This is a genomic window from Mesobacillus subterraneus (assembly GCF_003937825.1).
Taxonomy (GTDB): domain Bacteria; phylum Bacillota; class Bacilli; order Bacillales; family Cytobacillaceae; genus Mesobacillus; species Mesobacillus subterraneus.
Genome location: NZ_RSFW01000014.1, coordinates 320,084 through 335,405, shown reverse-complemented (window position 1 = coordinate 335,405; position 15,322 = coordinate 320,084). Strand labels below are relative to the sequence as shown.

Annotated in this window: 16 protein-coding genes; 11 read left to right on the top strand and 5 right to left on the bottom strand. The window is 47.1% G+C overall.

Annotation, left to right across the window (positions count from 1 at the left end):
* Positions 1–148: 148 nt before the first annotated feature.
* Positions 149–1,360, bottom strand: coding sequence for a DUF438 domain-containing protein (locus tag EJA10_RS13580; RefSeq protein ID WP_125480533.1), 1,212 nt, complete (start codon positions 1,358–1,360; stop codon positions 149–151).
* Between the two features lie 253 nt (positions 1,361–1,613).
* On the opposite strand from EJA10_RS13580, the gene EJA10_RS13575 reads away from it, so the two are divergent.
* Positions 1,614–1,982 carry a VOC family protein gene (locus EJA10_RS13575; RefSeq protein WP_125480532.1) on the top strand — a complete coding sequence of 123 codons (369 nt, stop codon included), beginning with the start codon at positions 1,614–1,616 and terminating at the stop codon, positions 1,980–1,982.
* A gap of 54 nt (positions 1,983–2,036) precedes the next feature.
* Here the strand turns inward: EJA10_RS13575 and EJA10_RS13570 are convergent, their stop codons facing one another.
* The 3 genes from EJA10_RS13570 to EJA10_RS13560 all read right to left on the bottom strand — a co-directional run bounded on the left by EJA10_RS13570 (position 2,037) and on the right by EJA10_RS13560 (position 4,556).
* Positions 2,037–2,483 carry a hypothetical protein gene (locus EJA10_RS13570; protein WP_125480531.1) on the bottom strand — a complete coding sequence of 149 codons (447 nt, stop codon included), beginning with the start codon at positions 2,481–2,483 and terminating at the stop codon, positions 2,037–2,039.
* Positions 2,484–2,628: 145 nt separating this feature from the next.
* Entirely contained in the window at positions 2,629–4,194 is a 1,566-nt protein-coding gene (locus EJA10_RS13565; protein WP_246017791.1) for a sodium/solute symporter, read from the bottom strand.
* On the bottom strand, positions 4,194–4,556 hold the full coding sequence (locus tag EJA10_RS13560) for a hypothetical protein (RefSeq protein WP_125480529.1): 363 nt from the start codon (positions 4,554–4,556) through the stop codon (positions 4,194–4,196). The genes EJA10_RS13565 and EJA10_RS13560 overlap by 1 nt, the downstream gene beginning before the upstream one ends.
* 201 nt (positions 4,557–4,757) lie before the next feature.
* Here EJA10_RS13560 and EJA10_RS13555 point away from each other — a divergent pair, with 201 nt between their 5' ends.
* On the top strand, positions 4,758–5,984 hold the full coding sequence (locus EJA10_RS13555) for a helix-turn-helix domain-containing protein (protein WP_125480528.1): 1,227 nt from the start codon (positions 4,758–4,760) through the stop codon (positions 5,982–5,984).
* A gap of 52 nt (positions 5,985–6,036) precedes the next feature.
* Here EJA10_RS13555 and EJA10_RS13550 read toward each other — a convergent pair whose 3' ends face one another.
* On the bottom strand, positions 6,037–7,770 hold the full coding sequence (locus EJA10_RS13550) for an ABC transporter ATP-binding protein (RefSeq protein WP_125480527.1): 1,734 nt from the start codon (positions 7,768–7,770) through the stop codon (positions 6,037–6,039).
* Positions 7,771–7,944: 174 nt separating this feature from the next.
* Here EJA10_RS13550 and EJA10_RS13545 point away from each other — a divergent pair, with 174 nt between their 5' ends.
* From EJA10_RS13545 to EJA10_RS23800, 9 genes are all read left to right on the top strand, one after another.
* Entirely contained in the window at positions 7,945–8,187 is a 243-nt protein-coding gene (locus tag EJA10_RS13545) for an ABC transporter (protein ID WP_125480526.1), read from the top strand.
* Positions 8,188–8,597: 410 nt separating this feature from the next.
* Entirely contained in the window at positions 8,598–8,891 is a 294-nt protein-coding gene (locus tag EJA10_RS13540) for a hypothetical protein (RefSeq protein ID WP_125480525.1), read from the top strand.
* A gap of 178 nt (positions 8,892–9,069) precedes the next feature.
* On the top strand, positions 9,070–9,354 hold the full coding sequence (locus EJA10_RS13535; RefSeq protein ID WP_125480524.1) for a hypothetical protein: 285 nt from the start codon (positions 9,070–9,072) through the stop codon (positions 9,352–9,354).
* 37 nt (positions 9,355–9,391) lie between these two features.
* The gene (locus EJA10_RS13530; protein WP_425462093.1) at positions 9,392–9,784 is read left to right on the top strand and encodes a hypothetical protein; all 393 of its coding nucleotides are present in this window, start codon (positions 9,392–9,394) and stop codon (positions 9,782–9,784) included.
* Between the two features lie 81 nt (positions 9,785–9,865).
* Complete coding sequence (locus EJA10_RS13525; RefSeq protein ID WP_125480523.1) at positions 9,866–10,855, top strand: LacI family DNA-binding transcriptional regulator; 990 nt, start codon at positions 9,866–9,868, stop codon at positions 10,853–10,855.
* A 151-nt stretch (positions 10,856–11,006) separates the two neighbouring features.
* Positions 11,007–12,443, top strand: a complete 1,437-nt coding sequence (locus EJA10_RS13520) for a PTS transporter subunit EIIC (protein ID WP_125480522.1) — start codon at positions 11,007–11,009, stop codon at positions 12,441–12,443.
* A 57-nt stretch (positions 12,444–12,500) separates the two neighbouring features.
* The gene (locus EJA10_RS13515; protein WP_125480521.1) at positions 12,501–13,991 is read left to right on the top strand and encodes a glycoside hydrolase family 32 protein; all 1,491 of its coding nucleotides are present in this window, start codon (positions 12,501–12,503) and stop codon (positions 13,989–13,991) included.
* An 11-nt stretch (positions 13,992–14,002) separates the two neighbouring features.
* On the top strand, positions 14,003–14,989 hold the full coding sequence (locus tag EJA10_RS13510; protein ID WP_125480520.1) for a carbohydrate kinase family protein: 987 nt from the start codon (positions 14,003–14,005) through the stop codon (positions 14,987–14,989).
* 151 nt (positions 14,990–15,140) lie between these two features.
* A complete protein-coding gene (locus tag EJA10_RS23800) occupies positions 15,141–15,305 on the top strand; it encodes a hypothetical protein (protein WP_246017789.1) in 165 nt (54 codons plus the stop codon).
* Positions 15,306–15,322: the final 17 nt, after the last annotated feature.

Below are 15,322 nucleotides of genomic sequence, written 5' to 3'. Positions count from 1 at the left end.
TGTTTTAGTGACGAACCTCATTATAATGGTTGAAAAATAGATTCATAATGAGCCACAGCCGTAATGGAGGCTACTTCTGTGGTCGTATTTTGAAAACAGGGGGACGGTTCTCCTGTTTTTGGAAAAACACAAGAACCGTCCCCCTGTTTTAAGACAATATCCTCTTTTCGCCATCGATGGCCTGGATTGGGTCGATGTTCTGGGTGAATTCGAGTGTGCCCATGTATTGGCCGTCTTCATCGCGAATGGCAAAGTAACGGATGTAGACGTATTTGTCTCGGAATTTGATCCAGAAATCCTCGGTGTCTTTTGTGCCTGCCTTGAAGTCTGCCAGCAGATCCTCGACGACATGGACGCTTCGCGGCGGGTGGCAGTTTTGGACGGTGCGGCCGATGACAGCTTTTGTCCGCGCGAAGATTCTCTCTTTTCCATGGGAAAAGTAGCGGACGACATCATCCTGGTCGATGAAGGTGATGTCGACAGGCAGGTGGTTCATGATCAGTTCAAGCTGCTTCAATGAAAGGATGCCTGTTCCCATTTTGATAAAGCCTTCGGAAATGGCATTGGCGTCAATTTCTTTCCGCGCTGGCTTCCATTCCTGTGAAGGTGCTGTCAAACAATAGCCAATCTCATCACTTTCGCGGGCGATTTTTACCCATTCATCTTCGGTAAAATTCTGCATCGCCATCGGGAAGAGGATGTTTTCCTCTCTGTAGATCATTTCATTCACTTCTCTAAGCACAAATTGGAGCTCTTCGATGACGCCATTTTTGTCCCCGTCATAATCGGCCAGCTTCTTCTTCGCCAGCTTGATTCCGTCCCGGATGAAATCATCGATCCGCCACATATTTGTTGTCGGGCCATATATCCCGTACTTTTCCAGGTAGGGAAAGATTAAGTTCTCCTTGCGGCTGTAGTGCTTATCGATGTCATAGAGCAAATTGCAGTCCTCTAGCAACAGATTGATATTTTCAGCGCTGTCTTCGAGCGTAAATTGCTCCAGATGAACCCGAAGCCTATTTTGTAAAAGCTTTTCGATTTCCCGGTTTTCCAATTCGAATGTATGAACCGGATGCCCTGGTTCGTCTTCAGGCCCTTTTATGGAATAGGTTTCTTCGCCTCTAAAAAAGGAGTGCGCTTCGTACAGACGCTTCATCTCATCCACAGAAAGATTGCCCTCATCTTGCTGCAGCTGAGAAATTTCCTCGATTGTCACGTTTCCAATCAGCGCATCAAAATGTGCTTTCACTTCATAAGGATTTTTACCCTCATGCAAATCCTTGAAAAGCTGCTTTAAAATCACCTTCCGTTTAGCCGAATCGATCGCTTTCAACTCACGATTATTAATCATCTCGCTCATGGCTAGGTCCCCTCCTGAATCTATATAAAAGTAGTCATAGATTGATCATGTCTCTCAAGATAAAAGTACCACGGATAAAAATCGAAAGTAGTGATGTAAATCATAAAACAGAGGGACGTTTCTTGTGTTTGCGGTTAAATATGGAAGAAGAGATGTGTTACGATAAAGAAGAACGGGAGGGGGGTGTGATGGTATGTTCTGAATCCAGATCGCTACCCGCCCGGAATATTCATTCAAAATAGGAGGGGAACCAATGACTGAAGATTTTTTAGACCATATCCATTATTTTCGCATCCCTGTTAGCAATCTTGAACAATCAATTCAATGGTACACTGAATATTTAGGCTTTCAAATGAGGTTTAACCAGGGGGAGTTAGCTGTTTTAGAGCTTAAAACAGGACCTCTTTTCGTTCTAGTACAAGCAGATCAGGAATCGCGCGGTCATTTTACGAAAAATGGACAGCCTGAATTTTCGGTTGGATTCTCCACATCAAAAATCAAAGAACTGCATGACCACTTAAAAAACAAAGGTGTGGAAGTCGAACCGATACAAAAAGATCACGGACATCATTACTTTTGCTTCTATGACCCAAGCGGCAACAAGCTGCAAGTACATAACTGAAACAGAGGGACGGTTCTTGTGTTTTCGTTGAAACACAAGAACCGTCCCTCTGTTTTAAGGTGTCCATACGGCAATATCGTCACCAGGAAGGGCGACGATGAGCCAGTCGTCGTTGGGATGGACTCCGGCTTGCGAGCATTCATATTCATGGTCTCTGCCATTGATGAAAAGGGTGGTTCCGTTTGTGAATGTGATAATGAGATGCGGGGAGTCAGCTCCCAGCTCTATATTCACAGCTTCTTGTCCTCGAATATCATCAATTTTCCTGAGGGCTTCACGCTCTGAATAGCTCTCGATTTCATCTTCGCTTTTCGGGTAGGCTTCAGGTGGGGAAGGGAAGAGGCACCATTTCGATTCGATATTCAAATAAAGCTGTCCATCCGCGTGATCTAACCTCTTAAAAAAAATCCTGTTAGTGCCCAGCTGTAATCCGTCCACTTTCGCTCCGATAAAAAGTTGCCTTAATACCTTTTCCGCAAGTAACCGATCCTCGTTTTTCATCTCAGACTCCTTTTGGTTTGATGCCTAAACTATCCCACATTTTTTGACTTGTGTGAAGCTGAAACAAAGGGACGGTTCTACTGTTTCAAAAAACAGTAGAACCGTCCCCGTGTTTTTTCACCGAAACACAAGAACCGTCCCTGTGTTACGCTGCTTCGCTTTCTTTTGAGTGGACTTGTTTCATGAATTCGTTTACGTCGGCTGGGACTCGGCGGTCGAGTTTAGAGACGATGTAAACGGATAGGAATCCGATTGGTACGGTGATGATTCCTGGTACGTTGAATTGCAGGAATTCTGGCAGTGTTGTTTTGAAGAAGATCATGTACATGGATGCCACGAGACCGATGACGAGGCCGGCGATGGCTCCTTTTTCGGTCATTCCTCTCCACCAGATTCCCAGGATGAAGATTGGTGTGAATGTACTTGCGGCTACGGTGAAGGCCAGCGCGACCAGGTGGCCGATGGAGGCTTCTTTTACCATCAGCCCAAGGATTCCGTACAGCACACCGAGTACAATGATGGAAACTTTACCAGCGATAACGCGCTCTTTTTCCGTGATGTTTTTACGGAAGAAGGTGGCGTACAAGTCATGCGCTAAAGCACCAGAGCTTGCGATGAACAGGCCGGACAGGTTTGAAAAAACAGCTGCGAATGCGCCAGCGATGACAAGTCCGAGCAGCCATTCTCCTCCAAGAGCCTGTGCCGTTGAAGGTACAACCATGTTGTTTCCGCCTGCAATCAGGTCCTTCATGACAGCCGGATCAGCATCTCCAGTCAAGAAGATGGAGCGTCCAACTACTCCAAGGTAAACCGCGAACAAGAAGAATACGCTCGCAATTCCGATTGCCATCAACGCAGATCGGCGTGCAGCTTTGGCGCTTGGGTTTGTGTAGAAGCGCAACAGGATGTGCGGAAGACCGATCGTACCAAGCGAAAGGCCGATTGTCATCGAGATCGTCTGCCAGAAGGACGGGAAGTAGTTGCCTGTTCCAGTCCAGACAGAGCCGTCGAACGGAATGTCTTTTCCGTCAGCCGTTAAGCTTGCCGTGCCAGTGATCGTCCCTTTGAATTCATTGATGGCTGCCAGGATTTCCTGGTAATGCAGCCCGCCCCAGATGGCCGCGCCAACCATGAGCAGGAATGCACCTAGGCGGATCCATAGTTCAAGCGCCTGGTTGAGAGTGGTACCTTTCATGCCGCCGATGCCCACATAGAAAATCATGACGGAGCAGGTAAAAATGATTCCGAATTCGTAGCTAGTCCCAAAAAACATGCTTAGGATCTGAGCGGCACCAAGCAGCTGTGGTGCTGCATAGAAGCCGGAAATCGCAAGGACGACAGCAACGGCCGCAAGACGCGCGCGGCGGCTGTGGAAGCGATAAGCTAAAAAGTCAGCAACAGTGTACGCTCCAAAACGGCGAAGCGGTCCAGCGACGAAAATCGCCAGCAACGTCAAACCGATGGAGAAACAGAAAGCATAATAAGCGCCATCATAGCCGAGCTGGTAGGTGAGGCCGGCAATTCCTAGGAAGGTTGCCGCGCTCAAGTAGTCGCCGCCAATCGCGGAACCATTCGTGAACCAGCCGAAGCTGCGCCCGCCGACGAAATAATCGGAGGCTGTCGCGTTTCTTTTTGTCAGGTAGGTGATGTAGACGATGGTCCCCATCAGGATCAGCGTCATGATAAATTTCGGTTCAAGGAACATCGACATCAGCCAATCCTCCTTCCATCAGCAGGAGATGTTGATTGCTCTGACTGATTTTTTTTCAGACGCTTTTCATATAAAGTGGTATGGATGAATGCAATGATAAACGCCATCGCCATCGCGACGATGCTTGTGAAAAACCAGCTGTAAGTCATGCCGCCCCACATCCGGGAGAACATGAACTCTCCGGCATACCAGTTCAAAATAGGAATGGAAAGGATAAAGACATAATAAAAGAGCGTAAGTTTAATTCCTGTACTGAATTCGCTTTTCATGATTTTCTTCGTTTCCGGATCGAGCGGCTCGAGCTCGCTGACGTCAATCGTATCAGCTGCTACATAATTATACTCTTGATACTCTCCTGCCATCTGGTAGTCCCCCTTTAAATATTTTGGCTGCCGGCGTCTTCAAATATTTCCCTCCTTCAGGCAAGCCATGGTATGATTAAGTTGATTTTACAGGAGAGAAATGTCCAATACCTTACAATAAATTATCAGAAATATACAAATATTTAATCTAATTTAGATTTTTATACGATAAAGTGAATAATAACAAAGGAGGTATAAGGGGTGTTTTCCATTTGGCTGGCGGTTGAAAATGATGAAGAGTACGGGAAGATGGCCGATTGGATCGCGGAGGAATGCCATGAGAATTATAAGCTCGTAGAAAACGAGAATGATATACATATTGCGATCATTGAAGTGAACAAATGGCATGATTGGGTAAAAATACATCGGTTCCGCAAACGGAACAAAGGCTGCCGGATCATTCCGCTGCTGGATCCGTCCCTGCTGTACACCTCTCCGCTGGCGATTGAGTTCAAGCTGACCTATCTGTTGGTGAAATCGGTGAAAAAACGGACCTTCCTTCGGATATTGAAGAAGGCCCTTGACGAGATTGCCAGTGAGAATGCTAGATTCACTGAAAGTGAGGAATGGTTTCATCCAATTGACGGGGAGCACGGTGTTGCACTGCCTTTCAAGGAAGCTTTTTTGCGGAGGCTGCTTGCTGGGGACGTGAAAACGGAGGAGGAGTTGCTGCGTTCGAGCTTTTTCCTGCCGGGAGAAGCGGTACCGAATGTCGTTGTTTTTATCCAGGGCTTCGTCCGCTGTCCGTCGAAAAGGATGGAAGAAGGCTGGCAGGCACCAACCGTCATCCAGGACTTTTTAAAAAATCAGTTTGAAGATTTTCCGTTGACATTCCTTTCCTATAGGAAACATTTGCTGATGCTGCTCCAGGTCCCGGCCGAATTCGGCTCACTGAAGCACTGGAAAGTGGGAGAGGAAAGGATTCTAGAGGCAATTGAAGAACTTGAAAAGGAGTACGGAATCCAGCTTTATATCGGGGTAGGGTCCGTCTATCGCGAGCCGCTGCTGCTGCACCACTCCTACAAGGAAGCATGCAAGGCACGGAGGACGTCGCCATACGAGCGGCTGCAGTTCCGTTACTTCGAGGAAATCACAAAGGACATACAGATTCAAAAGTGCATCGATTACATAGCCCAGTACTGCACCGAAGATTTGTCAATCAAGCAGGTCGCCGACCACATCAATCTCAGCGTGCCATACTTCAGCAAGATTTTTAAACAGGAAACCGGCCGCAGCTTCGTCGAATACGTCACCTTCGTCCGTATGCAGCGCGCCGTCTGGATGCTGCGCCACACCGACCACACCGTCGAAGCCATCGCCGAAGAACTAGGGTACAACACTCCCAACTACTTCAGCGGCACCTTCAAAAAATACGTCGGTCTCTCACCAAGAGACTACCGCGCCACCGAAGAAATCATCTTTATCTGAAACAGAGGGACGGTTCTCGTGTTTTTCGAAACACGAGAACCGTCCCCTTGTTTTACGCGAGCTGCTGTTCAGCAAACTCCCTATATAAATCATGCTGCTGGATGAGCTCATGATGTGTGCCCATTCCGGTGACTCTGCCTTTTTCGATAAAGATGATTTTATCAGCATTGACGATGGTGGAGAGTCTATGCGCAATGACAAATGTGGTCCGGCCTTCCATCAGGCGGGCCAGTGCTTCCTGGACGATGCCTTCTGACTGGCTGTCGAGACTCGCGGTCGCTTCGTCCATCATCAGGATTTTCGGATCGCGGAGGAAGGCGCGCGCGATCGCGATTCGCTGTCGCTGTCCGCCGGAAAGCTTTACGCCCCGTTCGCCGACTTCGGTATCCAGACCTTTTGGAAAGTCAGCGATGAACTGGTCAGCATAGGCCATTTTCGCGACCTCCCACAGGCGTTCATCCGGAATTTGATCGCCATTTTCCAGCCCGTAATACAGGTTTTCACGAATGGTCCCAGCCATCATCGCGCTTTCCTGTGACACATAGCCAATTTGGCTGCGCCATGAGTTAAGCGATAACTGCTGGATCGGTGTGTTCCCGATGCGGATTTCTCCTGCAGTCGGCTCGTAAAAGCGTTCAATCAGACCGAACATCGTCGTTTTGCCGCCGCCGCTCGGGCCGACGAATGCGACCATTTGGCCAGGCTGCGCTTCCAATGACACACCCTCAATAACAGGTTCCTCATCACTGTAAGCAAAAGAAACCTGCTCGATCGTCAGCTGGAGATTGCTGATGTCCATGTCAATTCCTTGCTGATCTTCCTCAAGGCGTTGGTCCAGAATCTCGATGATCCGCTCTGTGGCACCCTTGGCTTTTTGCAGCTGGGTAAAGAACATCGCAAAAGAAGTGATCGGCATGATGATCTGGAACAAATAAAGCAGGAATGCAATCAGTGCCCCCGTCGACATCGTCCCATTGACCACGCGCATGCCGCCGTAAGCGATAATCAGAACAATCACGACCATGATCATCAGCTGCATGATCGGCCCAATCAACGCAAAAATGCGTGCTTCCTTCAACCCGAAGTTAAAAAGCTTATCAATCCCGTTATACCCATTATCCTCTTCCACTTTTTCCGCAGTGGAAGCCTTCATCAGTCGAATCTCGCCAAGCGTCTGGGTGATATGGCCGGTAAAAACAGCCGTCTCATCCTGCAGGCCGCGGGCTATCTTCGCCATCTTCCGGCCAAGTGGCATCATGATTGCCAGTGTGAGCGGAACAGAAATCAGCATTAAGAGCGTCATCTTCCAATCCATGATCAACAAGATGGTCACCGCACCGATGATCGAAATGATTCCCGTTGCAAAGTTCGGGAAGTGACTGGTGATCAACTCTTTCACTATGCTCGTGTCATTCACGATCCGGCTGACCGTTTCCCCGCTCGAATGCTTGTCAAAATACCGGACCGGCAGGCGGATCAGCTTCGTCCACATCCGCTCGCGCAGCCTCGCCACAACCTTCTGTCCAACATAACTGAGCAGATAAATCGAAATTCCGCTGATCAACGCCTGAAGAACGAAGGCAGCAGCAATCGCAAGAACAAGCGGAACGCTGAGCGCTTCTACCGAAAAACCGTCAACGAGATTCTTCGTCAGGATTGGAACCGCCAGGCCTGTAAGAGTCGTCACAAGACTCGCCGCCAATCCGGCTAAAAGAGCCCCCTTCGGAATATTCGTCGATAAAATAAGCAAAAAGAAAGGCTTCAAGCTTGTTTGTTGTTTCTCCATGATAAGTCTCCTATACGTATCTGATGATTTCATCATAAACCACTTTCAATACAGATGGAAATATAGATGCATAAGGATGACAGGCAGGGTATTCGCCTTTTTTTCCTCCAATAAGAAACGAACAGTTTGGTACATGCATAGTATGTAGATGAACAAAGGATTGGAGGTGGAATTATGAGTAATGGAGTTCATGCTGCCTGCAGTGTGTTCGAATTATTTCTTGGAGTTCTGGTAGGCATCGGATTGATTCTGTTGGTCGCTTTCGGTGTGATCGCGGGTCTTCTCTCTGGACTAGGAGCAGCGGCTGGTACTATAGCTGCAATTATAGGCATCATTGCATTAATCCTGGTGTTATTGTTTGCCTATTGCATTTTCCGTCGATTATGGCGTTGCTGCTTTGGTGGGGGAAGGTGCTAATACCATACTTCAAAAAAACAGTCTCTTAGTGAGATTGTTTTTTTGTTTTGATAAAATTCGAGATTTATTGGAACTTTCAACCAATTTTTCTCGTAAATGATATACTGAAAGGAAGGTTTTGGTTTCCGCTGTTGTTGGTGAGTAGGTTGAAATGTAGGAGAAGCAACTGAAGCTCCCGCTGCACTTTTAGCAGAACTGGAAAAAAACAAGCGCAATTACCAGTTCGCTATAAAAAGATGATTTTCGCTATAATAATGAATATTTCGCTATAAAAAAGAGATTTTCGCTATAAAAGTGTTTCAAAGGAGTTGGCTTTGCCTTTTCCCCCGTAAATGAGGGGAATCAGGTAAGGATTTAGTTCAAATTTGCTTTGCCAAATTTGAAAGTCTGTTAATAAGGATGTGAAATCAATGACGTGCCACTATTTTATTGCAACGATGAGACCAATCGAGAAGTTCCACATTGAGGGTAAAGATTACCGATTTTTAAGCGGAGAAGCTTATAAAAAGGAACTCCCGCTTTCGCTTCCTTATGTGTATGAATACGGAGGGGAAGACATTGAGTTTCTCGTTTTCTTGGAAGAATTCATGGAGTATGGCGATGTCGTCGAGCATTATATCTATGAAGAAGGAAAAAGAGGAAGAGCACTTTCTTCCAATCATCCTGATGAAGCCAGGACAATCAATCTTTTAAAAAAGACATAAGGATCAATACGGAGAATACCGGTTAAACGAGGAGAATTGGAAAGAAGAGCTTGTTTGTCCGACAATTGCTTCGAATCGGAGCATCACTGCCTTTGTAAAATACTGAATATAATTTTTATAACCTAGGAATCTAGGGAATTGTTATAATTGGAAATATAATCCTCAGGAGGAACTAAGAATGAAAGCTTTTAAATGGGCAATTTTGATTGTTGGTCTGCTAGTGTTGCTGATTTTTGCTCTTGCAGCTCCGATTGCGCTGATTGGCGTAGTGTTTTACATAGCAGGGATGTGGCTGTTTGCCCAGGAGCAGAAGGGGAAGCATTACAGGGAAAAGCCGTGGATGGGCTTCACACTCGGGTTCATCGTAACTCTCGTCCTGGCGCTGATTTTTGTTGAAGACGTACCGGAAGAGCCAGCCGAAAAAGGAAAGACAGTTGAGGTTGAAAAGAAGGATCAGGAATAACAGCCCTTGTTGTCAGGCTGTTTTTTATATTGGAGGTGTGGAATTGAAACATTTTGCAATTGTATTTCTATTTTTGCTTGTATTGGCAGGCTGCAGCCAGCAAAATAGTGATTTGGAAAAATCCATCTATTCCATTGTAGAGTATCCATCCAATAGTCAAGTAGACATAGGTTCTTTAACCGACTTCGAATGGGACAAGGCGTTTTTGTTTCCGCCCTATACCTCGCCGGAGGAAATGGAAGAACAGTTAGGGCGCGATTTCAAGGACCCAAGCAACATTCAAAGCAGAGATGATATCTATTTATTGGTTTTTGTAAAAGATGACAAGGTTGTTAAGTACGCCGAAATCGACCGTCAGCAAGCCGATTTTTCCATAGGGAATAAAGAATACCTGACTCCGGATGATTCTGTCTTCGAAATTGAAAGATAGCTGAAAAGCGTTCCTTTTCCCTGATTCACGGTTTGCTATATAATGGAACCAACGATACACGGAGAAGTCAGGTGAAATGGGATGAATACGACGATTAATGATATTGCCAGGCTGGCGGGGGTGGCGAAGAGTACGGTCTCGCGGTATTTGAATGGCGGGAATGTCAGTGAGCGGACGAAAGCGAAGATTCGCAAGGTGATTGAGGAGACGAATTATGAGCCGAATTCGTTTGCGCAGAGTCTGAAGGCGAAGAAGACGAACTTCATCGGGGTGATTGCCCCGACGCTGGATTCCTATGTTACGTCTACGGTTCTGATGGCGATTGATGAAGAACTGAGGAAGCAGGATTACACGACTTTGATCCTCAGCACGAGCAAGCAGATCGACAGGGAGATTGAGAGCCTGATCAGCCTTTCGCGCCAGAAGGTGGATGGAATCATCCTGATTGCGACTGGGATGACGGAAAAACATATTGAGACGATTCAGTCGCTTCACATTCCGGTTTTGATTGTTGCCCAGGAAGTGGAGCAGTTTAACTGCATCATCAATGATGATTATCAGGCTGGATTCGAAATGGGCCAGTATGTTGCTGGAAAAGGGCATCAGTCTGTGGCCTATCTCGGAGTGACCAAGAGTGATATTGCGGTCGGCCAGAGGCGGAAGCAGGGCATCCTCGACGGATTGAATCAGGGCGGTGCAAATGAGGTGAAGGTTTTTCAAACAGAGTTTGATCTTCAGGACGCAGCCAGGATCACGGAAGAACTGCTTGAACATTTTCAGCCTACCGCGATTATTGGAGCAACGGATACGATTGCCTTTGGGGCATTGAAAACATTGTCAAGGCTCGGTAAAAAAGTTCCTCAAGACATTTCGTTATCTGGTTTCGGTGGATACAATATTTCGGAGGTTATCCATCCGGCATTGACGACCATCCGGTACAATAATCGGGAGACTGGCATACTGGCAGCAAATACCATCATCAAGATGACAAATGAAGAAGTGGTACCGCCGCTGCAGGTTTCAGGCTTTTCTTTTATCGAAGGAGAAAGTGTCCAAAATCTGAAAGGGTGATAACGTTTTCAAAAAAGGGTTGCACAAATGGCAATCCTGTTTTATTATCAAATTGTGGAACCGGTTCCCGTCAAACAAAAACAAATGACGGGAATGATTTTTACAAACAAATGGAACCGGTTCCGATTCGATAAGGGGAGGAATTAGAGAAATGGCTAATTCAACTATTAAGTCAAAATACCTGCCTACCGTCCAAGAAATAATCCGATTAATAGGCGGAAAAGAAAACCTTCAAGGAGCGGCTCACTGTGCGACGAGACTGCGACTTGTATTAAAAGATAATTCATTGGCTGATACGAACGCGATTGGACAGCTTGACCATGTAAAAGGCTCATTCGTTGCCGGTGACCAGCTGCAAATCATCATCGGAGCAGGAACGGTCAACGATGTATACGCTGTCCTGACTGAAGAAGCGGGGATCCAGGGAATGTCTCTTGGCGATGTCAAGGAGCAATCAGCTCAGAAGCAGAATGCTTTCCAGCGAGGAATCAAGGCATTGTCTGATGTGTTCGTTGAAATCATTCCTGGCCTGTTGGCTGCAGCACTTCTTATGGGTGTGACCGGCCTGTTGAGCCAGCAGGGGATTTTTGGTGAACAATCTGTAGTCGAGATGTATCCTGCCATCGAGGGCTTTAACCGTTTCATTTCCATTATGTCCACGGGGATTTTTACAATCTTGCCATTGCTGGTTGTTTACTCGGCAACGAAGCGTTTTGGCGGCAACCCTGTCCTTGGTTTGGTGCTTGGGGCGATCATGCTTCACCCAGACCTTGCGAATGCCTACCTTGTCGGTAATGGCACAGTCGAACCAGAAGTCATCAGTATTTTTGGCTTGAACGTATCACTTGTTGCCTTCCAGGGCGGGATCATCATCGCCTTGATGATGGGTCTTGTCGTGGCGAAGCTTGACCAGTTTTTCAGCAGGAAAGTTCCTGATATCATCAAGCTTTTCCTTGCTCCATTTTTAACGATTGTTGTCGCTGGATTCCTTTTGTTCACAGCAGTTGGACCATTGGGACGTTTGCTTGCCGATGCGATTACATCTGGACTGATGTGGTCGGTGGATAACCTCGGAATTGCCGGATTCATGCTGTTTGCCGGTATCCAGCAGGTCATCGTCATCACGGGTCTCCACCACGTCATCGGAGCGGTCGAAGCTCAGCTGATTGCGGACACAGGCTTTAACTTCATCATGCCGTTAATGTCAGTTGCCCTGATGGGTCAGGGCGGTGCCGTACTTGGCTACACTCTGGGTTTGTGGAAAAACGAAAAAGCAAGGCAGATTGGTGTTTCCGCATTTGCTTCCACTCTGTTCGGAATCTCGGAACCGGCATTGTTCGGGGTGAACGTAAAATATAAATTCCCGCTGATCATGGGTATGATCGGTGGCGCAATCGGCGGTGCGTACGTTTATATCACAGGCATCAAGGCGCTTGGTTTTGGTGCGACAGCTGTTCCTGGTTTTGCGATCGTCGCTGCCCAGGGCGGAGGACATCTCAATTACGTGATTGCCAACCTATTGGCACTTGCAGTTGGTGCCATTTTAACGATCATTTACCTTAAAGTGAAAAAACCGACTTTAGATTAAACACCGTGATGAGAGGAAGCCATTCCTCTCATCGCTATTTCAGCGGGAGGAAACAACATGACTAGATATACAGAACCGAAATATAGGACGATTTTTGACGCAAAGGAAAATGAACTTGAGCAGCTTCGGGAAAAATCGGCGAAGTCCCCGTGGAAGCCTGCGTACCACATCCACCCTCAGTATGGGCTGATCAATGACCCGAATGGACTTGCTTATTTTAACGGCGAATTCCATGTGTTTTACCAGTGGTATCCGTTTGATGCGATGCACGGAATGAAGCACTGGGCGCACGCCAAATCGAAGGATCTAGTGAACTGGGAGAGGCTTCCGGTTGCGCTTGTACCCGTTGAAGATTACGAATCCCATGGTGCTTATTCTGGCGCTGCACTTGAGGTTGACGGCAAGCTGTACATGTACTATACAGGCAATATTAAATACGGACCGGTGGAACGTTCAGCAAATCAGTGCCTGGCGATCATGGAACAGGACGGCACGATTACGAAGTATGACAACAATCCGCTGATCGAAGGAGTTCCGGAAGGCTATACCGGACATGTCCGCGATCCGAAGGTGCTTGAAAAAGATGGCCGCTACTACATGCTGCTGGGAGCACAACGCGAAAACCTGACCGGAGCGATTATTGTTTATGAATCTGACAATGGTATTGATTGGTCTTTCAAAGGGGAACTGAACCTGAAGCTGGATCTCCCGGATTCCGTCTACATGCTTGAGTGCCCCGATTATTTCGAACTGAACGACAAGGACGTAATTGTCGTTTCACCTCAGGGGTTGAAGCCAGATGGGCATGATTACCATAATATTTATAATGTCATTTATGTTTTGGGTGAATTGAACATCGATACCCTGACTTTCGAAGTTGAGGATTATCTGGAACTGGATAAGGGCTTTGATTTCTACGCGCCCCAAACCTTTGCTGGTAAAAATAACGAGCGTTTGCTGTTCGCATGGGCTGGAATGGGCGAAATCGATTACCCGTCCGACAGCGAGCAATGGGCCCACTGCCTGTCGATTCCGCGTGAACTGGACATCGTGAATGGGAAATTAACGCAAAAGCCTGCTCGGGAGCTTGAACAGCTAAGAAAAGATTCAACAGCTGGAGAGGTTGATTTGGAAAAGGGAAGCTCCGTAACAATTGGTTCAGGCGAGCAGTATGAGCTGGAACTGGATTTTAGCAAAGTAGGTTCAACACAATTTGGGTTGGAGCTGTTTGCCTCCGAAAATGAAGGTCTTGTTTTAGAATTCGACCGTATGAAGCAGACTGTCAGCTTGAACCGGGAAAAATTAGCTGCTGCCTTCGGCGGGGAGTATGGGTTTGTAAGAAGCTCTGAGCTGCAAATCGGCGAGACACTAAAGGTACAGGTCTTTGTCGATCGCAGTATCGCTGAAATCTTCATTAACGATGGCGAAGTTGTATTCACCACTCGTGTTTTTCCTAAGGAAGAATCGAAGGGAATCAGGATTTTCGCAGATGGCAAATTAAACTGCCGTTATCAGAAGCATGAACTGGCACAGGGCATTTCGATTTAGGAGTGAAAAGGATGACAAAGCTTTATTCAATTGGAGAAGTACTGATTGATTTTATCCCACAGCAAAAAGGCGCGGCGCTGAAGGATGTTGTTTCTTTTGAGCGCGCACCGGGCGGGGCTCCGGCGAATGTTGCGGCGGCTGTCGCAAAGTTCGGGCATAGGGCTTCGATGATCACCAAGCTGGGCGAGGATGCATTCGGAGATTTTCTGGTTGAACAGCTGGAGCAAGCTGGTGTTGAAACGGATAAGATCCTGCGTACAAAGGAAGCGAATACCAGTCTGGCGTTTGTTTCGCTTAAGGAAAACGGAGAGCGCGATTTTTCTTTTTATCGAAAGCCGTCTGCAGATTTGCTTTTTACCGAGGGAGATGTGAAAGCCGATTGGTTTGGAGAAGGTGACATCCTCCATTTTTGCTCGGTTGATCTGGTGGATAGCCCGATGAAGCAGGCGCATAAACAGGCGATTTCCCTCATGACGGAAAACGGCGGACTGATCAGCTTCGATCCGAATGTAAGGCTGCCGCTCTGGGATGATCCCGAGGAGTGCCGCAGAGCCATTCATGAATTTCTGCCCAAGGCCCACATCGTGAAAATTTCCGATGAGGAACTTGAATTCATCACGGGAATCAGCGAGATCGAGGACGCAATCAGCTCCCTTTTTACAGGAGATGTTCAGTCCGTCATATACACGAAGGGTGCTAAAGGTGCCGACTTGTACGTGAAGGAAGCGAAATGGGAGTCATCCGGCTATAAGGTTGATGTACAAGACACAACTGGAGCTGGGGACGCGTTTATCGGCGGCTTCTTGTACAAGCTGCTTGAAGCGGGTGCGAATCCAGACAACCTGCTTGAGGTTCTAAAAGAAAAACAGGCAGAAATCCTCCAGTTTGCCAATGCCAGCGGTGCGCTTACCGCAGCAGGAAAAGGAGCGATTTCCGCGCTGCCAGAGAAGAAACAAGTACTCAACTTGATCAATGAATATCGAAAGGCCCTTTCTTAAGGGTCTTTTTCTATGTGTTTGAGAGAAGGTAATTTTCGCGGATGCCCGTCCGGGTTTCCCAATGTTCGCCAATTGCCCCTTGTAAATAGCTAACTGGCGGGATTTCTGCTATATTAATAGAAGTTAAAATTTAGGGGGAGCGGGGGAGAAGATGGGCTTTAAAAGGAAGCAATATGTGGGTTTGGGGCTGACACTGTTATTTTTGTTCATCCTGTTGTTTACGATCCTGGCGATGATGAATTCCATCAAGGGAAACCTGCTTGAGATTGTGGAGGATCGTTATACGAAAGTGAGCACGGTAACGGACGTAAGGTAGCAGCTTTACCAGCGGGA